General features: G+C 65.1%; 15 protein-coding genes. 6 read left to right on the top strand and 9 right to left on the bottom strand.

What is annotated here, in order from left to right; translation table 11 throughout:
* Positions 1–58 precede the first annotated feature (58 nt).
* Positions 59–2,422, top strand: coding sequence for a HelD family protein (locus tag ACZ46K_RS17820; RefSeq protein WP_464743941.1), 2,364 nt, complete (start codon positions 59–61; stop codon positions 2,420–2,422).
* On the top strand, positions 2,416–2,847 hold the full coding sequence (locus ACZ46K_RS17815; RefSeq protein ID WP_464743939.1) for a DUF732 domain-containing protein: 432 nt from the start codon (positions 2,416–2,418) through the stop codon (positions 2,845–2,847). Before ACZ46K_RS17820 ends, ACZ46K_RS17815 begins: the two co-directional genes overlap by 7 nt.
* A gap of 1 nt (position 2,848) precedes the next feature.
* On the opposite strand, the gene ACZ46K_RS17810 is transcribed toward ACZ46K_RS17815, so the two are convergent.
* The 3 genes from ACZ46K_RS17810 to uvrB form a co-directional block, all read right to left on the bottom strand.
* On the bottom strand, positions 2,849–3,301 hold the full coding sequence (locus ACZ46K_RS17810) for a universal stress protein (RefSeq protein WP_054810089.1): 453 nt from the start codon (positions 3,299–3,301) through the stop codon (positions 2,849–2,851).
* A gap of 159 nt (positions 3,302–3,460) precedes the next feature.
* Positions 3,461–4,333 carry an SCO6745 family protein gene (locus tag ACZ46K_RS17805; RefSeq protein ID WP_464743937.1) on the bottom strand — a complete coding sequence of 291 codons (873 nt, stop codon included), beginning with the start codon at positions 4,331–4,333 and terminating at the stop codon, positions 3,461–3,463.
* A 63-nt stretch (positions 4,334–4,396) separates the two neighbouring features.
* Positions 4,397–6,556, bottom strand: a complete 2,160-nt coding sequence (gene uvrB, locus ACZ46K_RS17800; protein WP_464743935.1) for an excinuclease ABC subunit UvrB — start codon at positions 6,554–6,556, stop codon at positions 4,397–4,399.
* A gap of 74 nt (positions 6,557–6,630) precedes the next feature.
* On the opposite strand from uvrB, the gene ACZ46K_RS17795 reads away from it, so the two are divergent.
* From ACZ46K_RS17795 to ACZ46K_RS17785, 3 genes are all read left to right on the top strand, one after another.
* Positions 6,631–7,140, top strand: a complete 510-nt coding sequence (locus ACZ46K_RS17795) for a ribonuclease FAU-1 family protein (RefSeq protein WP_464743933.1) — start codon at positions 6,631–6,633, stop codon at positions 7,138–7,140.
* A 490-nt stretch (positions 7,141–7,630) separates the two neighbouring features.
* On the top strand, positions 7,631–9,328 hold the full coding sequence (locus ACZ46K_RS17790; protein ID WP_464743931.1) for a sodium:solute symporter family protein: 1,698 nt from the start codon (positions 7,631–7,633) through the stop codon (positions 9,326–9,328).
* Positions 9,325–9,456: a putative transporter small subunit gene (locus ACZ46K_RS17785; RefSeq protein ID WP_464743929.1), complete on the top strand. Its 132-nt coding sequence runs from the start codon at positions 9,325–9,327 to the stop codon at positions 9,454–9,456. The genes ACZ46K_RS17790 and ACZ46K_RS17785 overlap by 4 nt, the downstream gene beginning before the upstream one ends.
* An 89-nt stretch (positions 9,457–9,545) precedes the next feature.
* On the opposite strand, the gene ACZ46K_RS17780 is transcribed toward ACZ46K_RS17785, so the two are convergent.
* From ACZ46K_RS17780 to coaE, 3 genes are all read right to left on the bottom strand, one after another.
* Positions 9,546–10,226: an FMN reductase gene (locus tag ACZ46K_RS17780; RefSeq protein ID WP_054805568.1), complete on the bottom strand. Its 681-nt coding sequence runs from the start codon at positions 10,224–10,226 to the stop codon at positions 9,546–9,548.
* Positions 10,223–11,362 carry an LLM class flavin-dependent oxidoreductase gene (locus tag ACZ46K_RS17775; protein WP_054805567.1) on the bottom strand — a complete coding sequence of 380 codons (1,140 nt, stop codon included), beginning with the start codon at positions 11,360–11,362 and terminating at the stop codon, positions 10,223–10,225. Before ACZ46K_RS17775 ends, ACZ46K_RS17780 begins: the two co-directional genes overlap by 4 nt.
* A gap of 106 nt (positions 11,363–11,468) precedes the next feature.
* Positions 11,469–12,686: a dephospho-CoA kinase gene (gene coaE, locus ACZ46K_RS17770; RefSeq protein WP_464743927.1), complete on the bottom strand. Its 1,218-nt coding sequence runs from the start codon at positions 12,684–12,686 to the stop codon at positions 11,469–11,471.
* A 214-nt stretch (positions 12,687–12,900) separates the two neighbouring features.
* On the opposite strand from coaE, the gene ACZ46K_RS17765 reads away from it, so the two are divergent.
* Complete coding sequence (locus tag ACZ46K_RS17765; protein WP_054805566.1) at positions 12,901–13,113, top strand: hypothetical protein; 213 nt, start codon at positions 12,901–12,903, stop codon at positions 13,111–13,113.
* Positions 13,114–13,337: 224 nt separating this feature from the next.
* Here the strand turns inward: ACZ46K_RS17765 and rpsA are convergent, their stop codons facing one another.
* The 3 genes from rpsA to ACZ46K_RS17750 all read right to left on the bottom strand — a co-directional run bounded on the left by rpsA (position 13,338) and on the right by ACZ46K_RS17750 (position 17,220).
* Positions 13,338–14,804 carry a 30S ribosomal protein S1 gene (gene rpsA / locus ACZ46K_RS17760; RefSeq protein ID WP_054805565.1) on the bottom strand — a complete coding sequence of 489 codons (1,467 nt, stop codon included), beginning with the start codon at positions 14,802–14,804 and terminating at the stop codon, positions 13,338–13,340.
* Positions 14,805–14,986: 182 nt separating this feature from the next.
* Positions 14,987–15,655: a DUF305 domain-containing protein gene (locus tag ACZ46K_RS17755; protein WP_464743924.1), complete on the bottom strand. Its 669-nt coding sequence runs from the start codon at positions 15,653–15,655 to the stop codon at positions 14,987–14,989.
* A complete protein-coding gene (locus ACZ46K_RS17750) occupies positions 15,652–17,220 on the bottom strand; it encodes an LVIVD repeat-containing protein (RefSeq protein WP_464743922.1) in 1,569 nt (522 codons plus the stop codon). Before ACZ46K_RS17750 ends, ACZ46K_RS17755 begins: the two co-directional genes overlap by 4 nt.
* Positions 17,221–17,350 lie beyond the last annotated feature (130 nt).

The following is a 17,350-nucleotide window of genomic DNA, read 5'->3' as shown; positions in this document are numbered from 1 at the left end:
TTGGACACTTTCCTCGACGTGCCTGCGCGTTCGAATCGTCCCAACCCGAGGAGTTCATGTGCCGGATGATGGCGCGCCCCATCCTGATCTCGAGCACGAGCAGCGCTACCTGTCGACGTTGTACACGCACCTCGACGACCTGCGCGCGTACACCCAGACGCGCTTGAAGCGGGTGCTGCTGGAAACGGGCGGTACACCCCAGGCCCGCAGCGAACGCGAATCGTTCACCCAGATGTACACCGAGGACCTCGCCAAATACGACGCGGCCGAACACGGACTGTGCTTCGGCCGCGTCGATGTCCGTGAAGTCGATGTCCGTGAAACGGAACACAACGAGGCCCCGGAGACCGAGGGCAACGACACCGAGGCCCGGTACATCGGCCGCATCGGCATCCTCGACGAGGACAACGACTACGAATCGCTGTTGCTCGACTGGCGCGCTCCCCTCGCCCGACCGTTCTATCTGGCGACGCCGGCAACACCCGACGGGGTAGTGCTGCGCCGGCATATCCGCAGCCGCAACCGCACCGTGACGGCCCTCAACGACGAGTACCTCGACCTCGACACCGCACGCAAGCATGCGAACGTCGGTTCCGCGGGAGGCGTGGCCGGCGAGTCCGCGCTCCTGGACGCCCTCAATGCAGCCCGCACCGGGCAGATGCACGACATCGTCGCGACCATCCAGTCGGAGCAGGACGCGATCATCCGCTCCGAGCACAAGAGCGTGCTCGTGGTGCAGGGCGGCCCCGGCACCGGCAAGACCGCGGTCGCACTGCACCGTGCCGCCTACCTTCTCTACACCTATCGCAAACAGCTGGCGAAGAGCGGCGTGCTCATCGTCGGACCCAACTCGACGTTCCTCGACTACATCGGCCAAGTGCTTCCGTCGCTGGGGGAAACGGGTGTGCTGTTGTCCACTGTCGGCGATCTCTACCCCGGAGTGACGGCCACTCTCGACGACAACTTCGAGGCAGGCGAGATCAAGGGGTCCCTCGACATGTTGGACATCCTGAAGAAGGCGGTGCGTGACCGGCAGGACGTGCCCTCGAAGCCGGTGCCCGTCACCTTCGACACCTACCGGCTCACGCTCGACCGCACCATGGTCACCCGCGCCCGCGGCCGCGCGCGGTCCTCACGTCGCCCGCACAACCTCGCACGGCCGGTCTTCGTCTCCGGCGTCATCGAAGCGCTCGCCGATCAGATGGCGGAGCTCATCGGAGCGGACCTCGTCAACGGGGGAAACCTACTGAGCCGCGACGATATCGACGACATCCGCTCCGAGATGCGGTCGGATTCCGACATACTGGCCGCGATCGACTCGCTGTGGCCCACGCTGTCACCGCAGCGGGTGTTGTCGGATCTACTGGCGTCGAAGAAACGTCTGGCCACGGCTGCCCCGAATCTCACCGACAGCCAGATCGACGCCCTGCTACGACCCGGGCCGCATGTCGGCTTCAGTGCTGCGGACGCACCACTGCTCGACGAACTCGCCGAGCTGCTGGGCATCGACGATGCGGCAGAACGCGAAGGCGCCGCAAAGCGGTGGCGCAGGCAGATCGCCGACGCCCAGGGCGCGCTGGACATCCTCACCGGTTCGGCGCCACAGGATCTGGAGGACGAACTCGATCCCGAGTTGTTGATGGCCTACGACCTGATCGATGCGTCACAACTCGCCGAGCGCCAGGACATGAAACTGCACCGGACTACGGCCGAACGCGCGGCAGGTGACCGCACCTGGACGTACGGGCATATGATCGTCGACGAGGCGCAGGAGCTGTCGGACATGGCGTGGCGCATGCTGATGCGCCGGATCCCGAACCGGTGGATGACCCTGGTGGGAGATACCGCTCAGACCGGTGACCCTGCGGGAACCTCGTCGTGGCAGACGATCCTCGAGCCGTATGTGAAGAACCGGTGGCGCAAGGCCGAACTGACGGTCAACTATCGGACGCCCGCCGAGATCATGAGGATCGCACACGACGTGCTCGCCGAGATCGATCCCGAGCAGGTGCCGCCCCGTTCGGTGCGCGACTCCGGGTTCGAGCCGTGGGCGCGACAGGTCGATCAGGATCAGCTCGTCGCCGCGGTCCGCGACGTCGTCGATGCCGAGATCGGCCCTGGGACCACCGCGGTGATCGTTCCGCCTCGTCTGGTACACGAGTGGGCGCACTTGGCCTCGGAGTCGGTGCGTGTGGCGACCGTCAAGGACGTGAAGGGACTCGAGTTCGATTCGGTGGTGCTCGTCGAGCCGGAGGAGATCCAGGAAGGATCGCCTCGCGGACTCAACGACCTGTATGTGGCGTTGACGCGCGCGACCCAGCGCCTCGGCGTCGTCCACACCACACCGCTGCCCCAGGTGCTCGAGGGACTTGCGACCCCACTCGGGGCGAGCGAAGCGACGGGGAATCCGGCGCCGTGCTGACCCTCGGGTCGTGGTCGCACCCGCGGGCAGGCAGTCGGGCGGCACGAACGATGGTGCTGGTCGGCGCTGTCGCCGCGGCGGTGTCGTGTGCCACCACCACCGCCACCGTGGAACAGACGATGGCCGCCGCCACGACCTCGACAACGACTACTCGGCCGGAGCCGAAGGCGTTGCTCGATGCACACGCGTTGCGGTTCAAGAACGCACTCGCCGACTCGGGGTTGGCGGCGGGGGTGCCCGACGAGACACTGCTCGCGGTAGGCCGGGGTCTGTGCAGCCGACTGGCGGCCGGCGCTCCGGAGGACGAGGTGATCGAGGTGGTCCGGCCGATCGCGGCGTATGCCGCGATGGTCTCGGACACGACGATGCCGGGCGACGATGCCGCCCGACGTTACATCGTGATCGCGCGAGAGGAGTTCTGCTGACTCAGCGCACCGTGTGCACGATCAGCACGTCGGAGGTGGACTTGCGTGCCACATCCGACGGCACCGACCCGAGGAGCCGGCCGGTCAGGGTGTTGAGTCCGCGATTGCCGATGACGACGAGGTCTGCCTCGACCTCGTCGATGAGGGTCAGCAGGGAATCGACGGGAGCACCCACGATCGGGCGTTCGACGATCTCCTTCGCACCGGCCACGGTCGCCTTCTCTCGGGCGGTGCGAAGGATGTCGTAGGTCGGTGCAGACCCGGTGATCTGGTACGCCTCGTCCCGGAGGACGTCGGCCGCCTGCGCGGTGTCACGGGCGTCCGCCGGGTAGTACGCGCATGCGATCACCAGTTTGGCGCCGGCGTCCGCGGCGAGAGCAGCAGCCTTCTCCACGGCCCGGTACGACGACTCCGAGCCGTCGGTGCCGACGACAATGGTCCGGTAAGCGGTCATTCAATCCTCCAACGATGATGTGCCGGCGCGGTGGCCGGTCGGTGGAGACGGATCGAACAGGCGATCCCCCCACACCTGATGCTGGCAAAGACACTAGCGGTCGCGGCGGTACGGGTGGGACGTTTGGGATAGACACCTCATCGGCCGCCACTGTGTGTGTTACCTCGCGTCACCGAAACGTGGTCCGAACATCCCGCCGGGGAGCAATCCACCGCCGACAATCGCGTCACGCCACGGCACCGCGAGATCGAGAAGCCTCTCGACGGCCTCCTCCCCCACGACAACCCACGGCTCCACTGCCAGGTCGTCGGTGAGATCCTCGACGAGTTCACGCACTTCGAAACCGTCACCCGTCAGTTCACCGGCGCGGTTGATCAATCCCCCCGCACGCAATGCGGTCTCGGCCTCATCCCATTCGTCGGCGGTCCAGCCCCTGCTCGCCTTGACGAACTCTGCACTGAATCCGATCCCGCTTGCGGTGTGCGTGATGAGCGCGTCGAGTCCCGTGAGGCCGGCACCCTGCAGCGCTGCTACGTGCCCGTCCCCGCGGTATTCGCGGAGCAGGGTCAGCGCGTGCCAGAAGATCAGGTGTGGCGCCGCCGGCCACGATTGATCGGAGTGTCCCGCAAAGAGGGCTCGACCGTCGACGCCGGGAATCGATCGTGCGACCGTCGCAGCCAGCTCCGCGGCCTCGGTCATGTCCGGTGAAGCGATGACGTCCGCTCCGAGCCACCTGGTCATCGCCGCATCGACCCCACGAATTCGAGCCGCATACACCTCGGACGGTGCGGCAATCTCCCATGCCGCGGGCAGCGCGGACTCGATCAGACGTGGGGCAAAGTTGTAGAACGTCGCAGTCGCGACGCCCGGCCCGACCGTGCCCATCGGCGCGACCCGCGACGCCACGTACTTCATCGCAGTGCCCTTCAGACCGAGCTCCCCCAGCTCCGAATGTACTTCCGGAGCAAAATACGTGAAGGAATGAAGGAGCTCGAGCGCGCGGGCGGCGCGACCGGCAGCAGCAGAATCCATGTACCGGGACATTACGGCAACCGCCGGCGACACCACGGCAACCGCCGTCGAACCGGAACCGGACTACTGGAGCCCGGCAGCGTCCATACCGCGCAGCTCCTTCTTGAGATCAGAGATCTCGTCGCGCAGGCGCGCAGCGAGTTCGAACTGCAGGTCGCGGGCGGCCTGCATCATCTGGTCGGTCAGTTGCTGCACGAGATCGGCGAGTTCCGCGCGGGGCATCGATTTCGTGTCGCGACCCTCGACGACACCGGCACTGCCGACCCGCCCCGACTCTCCCTGTGCCCGGCGCCCGCGGCTCGCGTTGCGGCCCGAACCGCCCACCTCGACCCGCTCCGAGTCCTCGGCCTCCTCGTAGACCTGGTCGAGGATGTCGGCGATCTTCTTGCGCAGCGGCTGCGGGTCGATTCCGCGCTCGACGTTGTACGCGATCTGCTTCTCACGGCGGCGATCGGTTTCCTCGATGGCGCGCGCCATCGAGTCGGTGATCCTGTCGGCATACATGTGGACTTCACCGGAGACGTTGCGAGCCGCACGACCGATCGTCTGGATCAGCGACCGGGTCGAGCGCAGGAACCCTTCCTTGTCGGCGTCGAGGATCGCCACGAGCGACACCTCGGGAAGGTCGAGGCCCTCACGGAGGAGATTGATGCCGATGAGGACGTCGTATTCCCCGAGACGGAGTTGACGAAGCAGTTCGACGCGGCGCAGAGTGTCGATGTCCGAATGCAGGTACCGCACACGGACTCCGAGTTCTAGAAGGTAGTCGGTGAGGTCTTCGGCCATCTTCTTCGTCAGGGTGGTTACGAGCACGCGTTCGTTACGCTCGACACGCCCACGGATCTCGTGCAGGAGATCGTCGATCTGCCCCTTCGTGGGTTTGACGACGACTTTCGGGTCGACGAGCCCGGTGGGCCGGATGACCTGTTCGACGAACTCGCCGCCCGCCTGCCCGAGTTCGTAGTCGCCGGGGGTCGCCGACAGATATACGGTCTGGCCGATCCGTTGGGAGAATTCTTCCCAGGTCAGGGGACGGTTGTCGACGGCCGACGGGAGCCGGAAGCCGAATTCGACAAGGTTCCGCTTGCGCGACATGTCGCCTTCGTACATCGCGCCGATCTGCGGCACCGTGACGTGGGACTCGTCGATGACGAGGAGGAAGTCTTCCGGGAAGTAGTCGATGAGGGTGGCGGGCGCCGATCCGGCCTCACGCCCGTCGATGTGTCGCGAGTAGTTCTCGATGCCCGAGCAGAAACCGACCTGACGGATCATCTCGAGGTCGTATTGGGTGCGCATCCGTAGCCGTTGCGCCTCGAGAAGCTTGCCGCGATTCTCGAGATCGGCAAGGCGTTCCTCGAGTTCCGATTCGATCGAGTTCACGGCGCGCTCCATGCGTTCGGGACCGGCAACATAGTGCGTTGCCGGGAAGATGCGCAGCGAGTCGACCTTGCGAATCACATCGCCGGTGAGCGGATGCAGGTAGTAGAGGGCGTCGATCTCGTCGCCGAAGAATTCGATGCGGACGGCGAGTTCCTCATACGCAGGGATGATGTCGACGGTGTCGCCCTTCACGCGGAACGAGCCACGTGTGAAGGCCATGTCGTTGCGGGTGTACTGCACGTCGACCAGAAGGCGCAGAAGAGCGTCGCGTGGCACTTCGACACCGACCTCGAGCTGTACCGATCGGTCGAGATAGGACTGTGGAGTGCCGAGACCGTAGATGCACGAGACCGATGCGACGACCACGACGTCGCGACGCGAGAGCAACGCCGAAGTGGCGGAGTGCCGCAGCCGTTCGACATCGTCGTTGATGGACGAATCCTTCTCGATGTAGGTGTCGGTCTGCGCGATGTACGCCTCGGGTTGGTAATAGTCGTAGTAGGACACGAAGTACTCGACCGCGTTGTGGGGAAGCATCTCGCGGAGCTCGTTGGCGAGCTGCGCGGCGAGGGTCTTGTTCGGTGCCATCACCAACGTGGGCCGCTGAACCCGCTCGATCAGCCACGCGGTGGTCGCGGACTTACCGGTACCGGTGGCACCGAGCAGGACGACGTCCCTGTCCCCCGACTTCAGGCGGCGCTCGAGTTCGTCGATGGCGGCGGGCTGGTCGCCTGCGGGCTCGAACTCGCTGACGACTTCGAAGCGTGTGTCGGTGCGCTCGATCTCACCGACCGGCCGGAACTCTGAGTGGGCAACAACCGGATGCTCGCTTGCGAACGCCATGGGATCCAGGGTAGGCCGTGCCACCGACAAACTCCCCCGCACCCACAACGACAGGTCGCGGTAGCGTGCCCTTCATGCCGCACCGTCTTCATCCGATCAAGGTGGAACGATTCGACGTGACCGCCGGAACCAACACCGACCCGAAGGGCGTCGTGCGGCCGGTCGAGACATTCCGGGCGTGCCCGTGGGGCCTGTACATGGGCCGCTCTGCGGACCACCCCCAGTTCCACTATCTCGAATCGTGGCTGCTGCCCTCGCTGAATCTGCGCGCGTCGATCTTCCACTTCCGGCCGGGGCACGAACGCGATCAGGACCGGTATGTCGACGTCGGGATCTTCTGGCGCGACGGCGACGTATGGCATTCGCGCGACCACTATCTCGACCTGGTGGTCTCCACAGGCCGCGATACCCGCGTCGAGGACATCGACGAGTTGTTCGCCGCCGTGGCCGCCGGGGTGCTCGACACCGACGATGCCGAACGGGCCGTCGCCACCGCGCTCGCGGCCGTCGACGGAATCGCCTCGCACGGTCACGATCTCGACGCGTGGCTCGCATCCGAGGGTTTTCCCGTGAAATGGCGTTGAGATTCTCCGGTTGAGCCCGACGAGAGGCACCCGAATTCCGCTCGCCGATATCGGTGTGAATCACAGCGGATAACTGCTGGCTATCGCGGATTTCGGGACCGATGGACACTACCCATGAAATACCCGTACGCCCGGTATGTTACTGTTTCGCGGTCGACGAGAATTTGTATTACACATGCAAATAGCTCCGGACGAGCGGCGGCCGGGATATTGCGAATCGGCACGGCGAGGAAATCCCTCGCCTCCGACACGCCCGGTGCCCGAATATTTTCGTGAGCGCGCAGCAGCGCCTCCGCTGCCGCGTCGACGTGTACCCAGAATTGGGCATTGACCAGCAGGATACGTACACCGACGTGCCCTGACCGACCCGCTGCCGTATCGCAGTCTCGGGTCACCCGGGCATGCCCGCCCCCGGTGGATACAGCCGAAACCTAATTCGAGTCGCGCTGTGCCCGTCCCCGGGCACCACGCGAATACGAAGGAGGTTGCATTGGACAGCACCGAGCTCGTTCAACTCAGTGCCGTGACAGTTGTTCTGCTGCTGATTTTATTCTATGGTGGGACATTTCTCATTTCGGCCCGGATCGGCAAGAAGAACGAAAATGCCGACGGTTACATGACCGCCGGAAACAAAATCGGATTCGGTGTCTCGGCAGCAAGCATGACTGCGACATGGATCTGGGCGTCCTCGCTTTATGCGTCCGCAACCTCGGGATATACCTACGGAATCTCCGGCCCCATCCACTACGGACTCTGGGGCGCGTTGATGATTCTGTTCATCTACCCGTTCGGTAAGAGGATCCGCGCAGTCGCCCCCAAGGCGCACACACTCGCCGAGGTGATGCACGCACGGCACGGCGCATCGAGCCAACTGATGCTCGCCGGGTCGAATGTGGTCGGCAGCCTCATCAGCCTGATGTCGAACTTCATCGCGGGCGGTGTACTCATCTCGATGCTCTCACCCTTCTCGTTCGTCCAGGGCGTGGTGTTCATCGCCGCCGGCGTGCTGCTGTACACACTGTGGTCGGGTTTCCGGGCATCGGTGCTCACCGACTTCGTCCAAGTGGTGGCCATGCTCGGGGCGGTCGTGGTGATCATCCCCGCGGCCTTCTTCATCACCGGGTTCCCTGACGCCTTCGAGACCGGCGCGAGCAACCTCACCGAGCAGCAGAGCAATTTCTTCTCGAGCGACGCGTTCCTCAACCAGGGCGCGCCCTACATCGCGGCGGTGCTCGCCTATGCGATCGGCAACCAGACCATCGCACAGCGGCTCTTCGCAGTGCGTGAAGACCTGATCAAGCCCACCTTCATCACCGCTACCGTGGGGTACGGCGCGACGGTCATCGGTGTCGGAATGTTCGGTGTACTCGCGCTCTACCTCGGGATCGACCCGATGGACGGGGACGTCAACAACATCATCCCGCAAATGGTCGCGTCATATCTGCCGACGATCCTGGTAGTGCTGTTCTTCATCATGATCATCGGGGCACTGTCGTCGACGGCGGACTCCGATCTCGCCGCCCTGTCGTCGATCATGATGGCCGACGTCTACGGCCAGAACATCGCCGGCGGGAAGAAACATGCCGATCCCCGGCGCATGCTGTTCGTGGGCCGAACCACCATGGTGCTCGCCACCGCGGCAGCAGTCGGATTTGCGAGCATGCGCTTGAACATCCTCGATCTACTGGTATTCGTCGGTGCGCTGTGGGGTGCTCTCGTCTTCCCGGTGATCGCCAGCTTCTACTGGAACAAGGTCACCAACAAGGCCTTCACCACCTCGGTACTGCTCGCGCTCGCACTGTTCCTGCCGGTGCGATTCGAGTGGCTCTCGATGGACGGCGCGGTCGGTTACCTGGTCGATGTCGTCTCGGTTGTCGGCGTCGGCGTGATCGCCGGGCTCATGGCATTCGGTTTCTTCGGACTGCGGGTCGCGCGGGTCGTCGCGGTCGTGGCCGCACTGATCGCGGCTCCGTTCTCGATCGGCTTCCTGCACGACTACGCGGTCTTGAGCGCGTCCCTGGTGGCGTATGCGGTGAGCACGGTGGTGTGCTGGGCGATGTCGGTGAACAGCAAGGAAGACTTCGACTTCGATGTGATCTCCCACCGCGTCGGCGATTTCGACCCGGTCGAGGACCACTCGGACGGCGATCCCGACAACGACCAGACTCTGACGAAGGACCGCGCATGAGCACCATTGCCCTGACCATCTATGTTCTGATCTGGCCTGTTCTGGTGGCACTCGTGCTGTTCGTCCTCGGTCGCGGCTTCATCAAGGAGTGGCTCGAAGCCCGCCGAAACGGTGAAGACCTGATCTGATCTGATCCGCCTTCTCGGTATACGACTCGGCCCGCAGGAGCAACATCTTCGTCGCTCTGCGGGCCGAGTCGCGCTGGGTTTCAGGGCCGTCACTGCAGGTGGGACCGGAGCAACACCTCGAACGCGGAGCCGCCGGGTCCCGCCGACACACCGGCCACGGTGTTACCGGAGGTCCGCGGCCGGGTCGCAGTCGTGGTCACGTATCCGTCGACACCGACCGTGTCGGCCACCATGAGCGCCGCGAGTTCGTCGGCGGCGCGACGGATACGCCCGGAGAGCCCTTCTTCGCCCGAACCTTCACCGCCCCCGAAATCCTCTGTGGCTGCGAAGATCCCCGTGGGCACCACGACCGCGTTCAGAAACCCGAACAGCGGGCGCATCGCGTGGTCGAGCACCAGTGAGTGCCGTGCCGTGCCCGCGGTGGCGGCGACGATCGTCGGCATGCCGCGGAGGGAATCGGTGTCGAGTGCGTCGAAGAACATCTTGAACAGCCCGCTGTAGCTCGCCGTGAACACGGGCGTCACTGCGATCAGCCCGTCCGCCCGCGATACCCGATCACGAACATCTGCCAGCGGGGGCGTCGGCACATGCGTGGTCATCATGGTCGCGAGATCACCGGCGAGATCGCGGAGTTCGACGACATCGACGTCGACCGACTCACCGCGCGCCCCGATCGCAGCGATCACCGCATCGGCGATCCGATCGGACAACAGTCGCGTGGACGACGGTTGCGACAGTCCTCCGGTCACGACGATCAGCCGGCGGCTCATTTCGACGCTCCCACAACCTCCGCGTCGATCGACGCCGGCGCGACGAGTCGATGCGGCGAGTCCGGTCCCGCCGCCACCAGCGAGGTGTGGGTCGGCGGATCCGACGGCACATGCGCGGGACGACGACGCTCGAACTCGGTTCGTAGCACAGGAACGACCTCGCGACCGAGGATCTCGATCTGTTCGAGGACGACGTCGAGCGGCAGGCCCGCATGGTCCATGAGGAAGAGCTGACGCTGGTAGTCCCCGGCGTAGTCGGCGAACCCGAGGGTGCGCTCGATGACCTGCTCCGGGGTGCCGACCGTCAACGGGGTCATCGCCCCGAACTCCTCGAGCGACGGTCCGTGGCCGTACACGGGAGCATTGTCGAAGTAGGGCCGGAACCGGCGCTTCGCCTCGGCTTCCGTGCCGGCCATGAAGACCTGCCCACCGAGACCGACGATGGCCTGATCTGCGGCGCCGTGCCCGTACTGCTCGAATCGGTTGCGGTAGAGCGTAATCATCTGCTGGATGTGTTCCTTGTTCCAGAAGATGTTGTTGTGGAAGAACCCATCACCGTAGAAGGCAGCCTGTTCGGCGATCTCGGGCGAGCGGATCGACCCGTGCCAGACGAACGGTGGGGTGTCGTCCAAGGGCATCGGAGTGGAAGTGTAGCCGTGCAGAGGGGTGCGGAACTTGCCTTCCCAGTCGACGACCTTCTCTCGCCACAGCCGGCGCAGCAGGTGGTAGTTCTCGATGGCCAGCGGGATTCCCTGACGGATATCCTTGCCGAACCACGGGTACACCGGTCCTGTGTTGCCCCGTCCCATCATCAGATCGACGCGCCCCCTCGAGAGGTGCTGCAGCATCGCGAAATCTTCGGCGATCTTGACCGGATCGTTGGTTGTGATCAGTGTCGTCGCTGTCGAGAGGATGAGGTTCTCGGTCTTGCCGGCGATCCAGCCGAGCATCGTCGTCGGCGAGGACGGCACGAACGGCGGGTTGTGGTGCTCTCCGGTGGCGAAGACGTCGAGTCCGACCTCTTCGGCCGCCAGGGCAATCTTCGTCATAGCGACGATCCGGTCGTGCTCTGTGGGGACATCGCCCGTGATGGGATCGCGTGTTACGTCTCCGATGGTGAAAATGCCGAATTGCACGTCCGAACCTCCGTAACGTAATTGAACTGTCAACTACATGAACGGAATGTCGGACCGCGGTATTCCTCGTCTTCCTTCAGCACCGCCTACCAGGGCGGACGTGCAGTCAGAGTGACCAACCGCTGGACTCTGCCCACGACCAAGCCCGGCGATAGGCCCGGTCGAACCACGGCGCCTTGACCTCGCGGTACACCGACGCAGCGCGCAGCGGATCGGTCTCGTCGGCCGCCGCCCGAGCAGCTGCACGCTTGACTTCTGTGTACTCCTGAACTGCCTCCGCATCGGCCCGCAGCCAGTCGCGCAGGAGCAGGGCGAACTGCTGCCCGGGCCACCCATCGACTCGCACAGCCACACGGGCAGGGCGCCCCGGGTCGGCACTACCGTGCAGCCTCATCGACCACACCGCAGGGTCGGTCTCGCCGCCCGCACCGTAGGACGGCTTCGGCAGGTCGTGGTCGATCTGTTCGATCCGCGGGAACCCCGCCGCCGCGAGCGGCTCGGCAAGCGCATCGGCAGCCGAGAGATCAGCGACGGTGACTTGGAGATCCAGCATGTCCACCGCGTCGAGTCCGGCCACTGCTGTCGATCCCACATGATCGATGCGCATCGCATGTCCGCCGGACGCGAGCGCGAGCCGCGCAACGAGACGCTTGGCCTGCTGATCCCACCCGGACTGCGCCGGCACGAGAACCGGGTCGGCGTGCACTGCCGTGCGAGTACGAAGATTCCGCTCGAACGGCTCGAGCCGCTGTTCCCACAACTGCCGGACCGTCTCGACGACGGCGTCGGGTGCACCGGTGTTGTCGAGCCACACGTCGGCGACTTCACGACGCTGCTCCTCGGTGGCCTGCGCGCGGATCCTGGCCATTGCATCGGACTCAGGCATTCCCCGTAGCTCCACGAGCCGGCGCAGTCGTTCCTCTTCACCGGCGTGCACGACCGCCACGAGATGGAACGCCGGGGCCATGGATCCTTCGACGAGCAGCGGAATGTCCTGCACCAGAATCGCATCGCTGGCGGCAGCCTCGACGAGTTCGGCGGTGCGACGACCGACCCGAGGATGAGTGATCGCATTGAGCACGCCGCGCGCCTCGTCGGTCGCGAATGCCTTCTCGGCGAGCGCAGGGCGGTCCAGTGAGCCGTCGGGTAGCAAGATGTCGTCGCCGAATGCGTCGACCAGTTCCGCGAGCCCCTCCGATCCCGGCGCCACGATCTCCCGGGCGATCACGTCGGCGTCGACGAGAACCGCTCCGAGTTCGACAAGCTCTTTCGCCACGGTCGACTTCCCCGCGCCGATACCTCCGGTCAACCCCATTCGCAACACGTGGCCCAGTCTTGCATCATCGATCCCGGTATCGACACTCGGGCTGCCGCAGTCACATCGCGGTCACGAGCGGGTCACAGGCCGATCGCAAGTTTCTGATCAGAAGTGAAACACGCCTCTCACCTGCGTCAAATGCAGCATTCGAGTCTCTCGGTCGGATATCGTCGATCAGAAGCGTCCGACCACGGAGTCCAGTCCACTCGAGAAGGCATGAATGCGATCCTCCCAGTCATCACCCGGTCGGCATCGCCTCGGTATGGAAAACGGTGTTCACTGCATCCTCATCCCCGAGGTGGCCGCCGCACTCACAGAGCATCGGCGCAATTGGCTCACGATGCTCCTGAGCAACGCACGCCACAGTCAGGCCGCCATGCGTAAGCGCGCAGCTGCGCTGCCGACGCAGTGGGCGACACCCGCTGTGGGCTGACAACCCCGGGACGCATCGCGTCCACCGCAGATTCCGCACGCGACACGATCGACGGCCTCTCCCCCACGGGAGGGGCCGTCGGCGTTCGACCATCACTTCCCACAGCACCGTCGCACCACAACAACCACCCGGTCGGCAGCGCAGCTGCGCGCTTACGCAATGATCCTCGAAACGCGGAAGACCCCGCACCGGACGGTGCGGGGTCTTCCGTGAAAACGGTTCTATCAGGCGTTGCCCGACAGCTTCTCGCGCAGTGCAGCGAGCTGAGCATCGCTGGCGAGCGAGCCGCCACCGGTGGTCTCGACCTCGCCCGACTCCGGAGCCGAATCCGAGGAGTAGTTGCTGCTGGACACGCCCGCAGCAGCTTCGGCAGCCTCGTCGGCCGCCATCTTCTCGATCTGGGCGGTGTGCATCTTGTGACGACGCTCGGCCTCCGCGTAGCGGGACTCCCACTCCTCACGCTGCTTCTCGAAGCCCTCGAGCCATTCGTTGGTCTCGGGATCGAAGCCCTCGGGGAAGATGTAGTTGCCCTGCTCGTCGTAGCTGTCGGCCATGCCGTACTTCGACGGATCGAACTCTGCGGTGTAGTCCTCGTTCGCCTGCTTCAGCGACAGCGAGATACGACGACGCTCGAGGTCGATGTCGATGACCTTGACCATTGCGTCGTCGCCGACTGCGACAACCTGGTCCGGGACCTCGACGTGGCGCTCGGCCAGCTCGGAGATGTGCACGAGGCCCTCGATTCCCTCTTCGACGCGCACGAACGCACCGAACGGAACCAGCTTGGTGACCTTGCCCGGAACGATCTGCCCGATCGCGTGGGTGCGAGCGAACTGACGCCACGGGTCTTCCTGCGTCGCCTTGAGCGAGAGGGACACGCGCTCGCGATCGAGATCGACGTCGAGAACCTCGACGGTGACCTCGGTGCCGACCTCGACAACCTCGGACGGGTGGTCGATGTGCTTCCAGGACAGCTCGGAGACGTGCACGAGGCCGTCGACACCGCCGAGATCGACGAACGCGCCGAAGTTGACGATGGAGGACACGACGCCCTTGCGGACCTGGCCCTTCTGGAGCTGGTGCAGGAACTCGCTGCGGACCTCGGACTGGGTCTGCTCGAGCCATGCGCGGCGCGACAGGACCACGTTGTTGCGGTTCTTGTCGAGCTCGATGATCTTGGCCTCGATCTCCTTGCCGACGTACGGCTGGAGGTCGCGGACGCGACGCATCTCGACGAGCGACGCGGGCAGGAAGCCACGCAGGCCGATGTCGAGGATCAGGCCGCCCTTGACGACCTCGATGACGGTGCCCTTGACGGCCTCGTCCTTCTCCTTGAGCTCCTCGATCGTGCCCCAGGCGCGCTCGTACTGCGCGCGCTTCTTGGACAGGATCAGGCGGCCTTCCTTGTCCTCCTTGGTGAGGACCAGGGCCTCGACCTCGTCGCCCACCGACACGACCTCATTGGGGTCGACATCGTGCTTGATCGAGAGCTCGCGGGACGGGATGACGCCTTCGGTCTTGTAACCGATGTCGAGCAGCACCTCATCGCGGTCGACCTTGACGATGGTGCCTTCGACGATGTCGCCATCGTTGAAGTACTTGATCGTGGCGTCGATGGCGGCGAGGAAATCCTCGGCGGAGCCGATGTCGTTGACGGCTACCTGCGGCGAGGTGACGGTGGTGGAGGCCATGTGTTTGAGTTGCTCCGGACGGGTTGATAGTCGGTTGGTTAACACTTTCGGACAGGTGGACCGGCGCTGACGTGCACATCGCGCGCGTTCCACCACGAACACCCTCGTGCAGACCGGTGAAGGGCAGAACTCGGGACACTCGCGTGGACTAGGCTACGCGGTCCGGTATCGCCCCGGCAAACTCACCCGGCGGGAACCGCCGCACGTTCGGCGAGCATCATCGTCAGGAGACCCGATTCCTTGCTCTGCTCCTGCATCATCGCGCGTGCCAGCCGCTTCACCGCACCGTCGTCGAGCAGTAGATCTGCCGCCCGCGCCATGGCCACGCCACCGTCGTGATGTCGCTTCATCATCTGCAGGAACAGCACTTCGCCTTCCCTGCCACGCGCTGCCGACAGAGCATCGAGTTCCGCGAGTGTGGCCATTCCCGGCATGCTCGCGCCGGCACCGTGACGGACGGCGCCGCCATCCGCGTGCGCGTGTGCGGGGCCGTGCCACCACCACATCGGGTCGGGATTGATCGGAGCCGCCTCCGTCAGCGTCAGCCAGCCGACCAGTGTTCCGAGTTCGATCCGCTGCGCGGAATCGATCCGATCGGCAAATGTGATGACGGCGGGATCGACGTCCGGCGCCAGGCGCGCCGTCATCTGCAACGCCTGCTGATGATGGGCCGCCATGTCCTGCACGAACCCGACTTCGACGTCGCTCAGCACCGGGCCACTCGCGTTGGGCGCATCCACCAGCGGCCGCAACACTGCACCGACCACCAGCAGCAGCACCGCCAGCGACACCAAGGCCAGCGACCGGATCATGATGTTCGGCGCCCCGGTGATGCCGGTCGCTCCGCTCATGATCCGATCGTCGACCGCTGATCGGCCGGCGGGGTGTAGACATCCTCGCTCAGACGCAGAGTCACGAACCCGTTGTCCGAACAACTCACCCACAGGTCGTTGCCGCGCCATTCCGGCGGTGAGAAGCACCAGTCGGTGGACAGGTCACCGGCGACCACCATGCCGCTGCGGGACGAACCCGCCTCGCCGAGGTCGAACCGCCCGCCGATCGCGGCCTGCAGCACCGCCGGCACACTGAGAATCGGAACGCCGATCACGGACGCCAGTGCGTGCGGCGAGTTCGAGCGCTCGAGGTTGCGCGAAGTCATGGCCGGTGGGTTGTAGTAAGCGATCTCCTTCACGTCGAACGGATCACTGACGTCGAACACCCGGATACCGGAGGACACCCACCCGCAGGCCAGCGCCGTAGGATTCACCGGACGGTCTGCCGAGCAATAGTGCGATTCGTAGGCGAACGCCGATCCACCCATCCCCGACGCGACCTGGCTGTCGATGTTCTCCGGCAGATTGATCTCCAGCTTGATCGAATTCACGATCGCCGGATTCGTCTCGTCTGCGAGGTCGATGAGCTTGACCCCACCAGAACCGCCCTCGTCGACCGTGAACAGGTAGGGATTCCCGTCGTAGGTGACGGGGATGCTGTGCTGGGTGGCCCAGCCGTCGGTCCACGACATCGAGGCGACCTGCTGCACCTGTGCACCTGCGTCACGCCGTTGCACGGCGCTGATGTCGAGAACCGCGAGTCCGCCGAAGTTGTTGGACAGGTACAGCCGGTTGCCGTCGGGCGAGATCCCGAACCCGTGGCCGGACATCCCCATCCAGCCTTGCCAGATGACCGTCGGTGCCGCCGGGTCGGTCAGGTCGACGGCGCTGAGCACCCCTTCGGTGCCGGACGACCAGTACGTGCGGCCGTCCGGTGAGAAACCGCCTTCGTGGGCGGTGATCGGGAGCGGCATCCGCGGGTCGGTGCCCGCACCCGGGTTGAGCAATCGCGGGTGAGCGCAGTCGGAGACGTCGTACACCGAGAGCAGGCCGGCGCCGAGCAGTGCGGGAACACCCGTACCCACCAACAGTTTTCGACCCGAGTGCACTTTGAGACTTTCCCAGGTTCCGGCGAGCATCGCAGGTTCGGCAAGGGTCACGGTCGGTCGCGGGTTTTCGGGGTTCGACGCATCGACCACCTGCACACCGGTTTCCGGTCCGACGAGACTGCCGGGAAAGATGCTCCCCATGTAAGCGCAGTGGTCGTGGCTCGCCGAGACGATGCCCGCGCCATCGCCTGCGAACCCTCCGAGCCTGGTGATGTTGCAGTCGTAGCCCTCGGCACTGCGCCCGCTGTTGCGGTCTGCCGCCGGCACGTCGCCCTGTAGCCCGGACTCGGGCCGCGACCCGGGCCCGCATTCGGCGCGCGCCGCCGCATGCCGCCCGACCTCACCGGCTTCGTGGACCACGCCGGACGAGTCCTGCGGCGGCGGACCCGCCGTCGCGATCCCCGTCGTCACCAGAATTGCCACCGCCGCGACAACCACCGCGTAGCCACCGCGAGTCGACACAGTCCCCCACATGACATTCCCCCTCTGCCACCGGACATCGATGCCCAGCCCCCGCGGTGAGTATGTTCGAGATCACACATTCGCGTCAACGCCTTCCGTCTGCGTGTCCCGGCCGAGAACCGCTTGTACCGCACGTCCTACG

The sequence above is a fragment of the Rhodococcus sp. JCM 9793 genome, assembly GCF_055380405.1.
The sequence above is the reverse complement of the archived record's forward strand: the minus strand, read 5'-3'. Positions and strand labels throughout refer to the sequence as shown.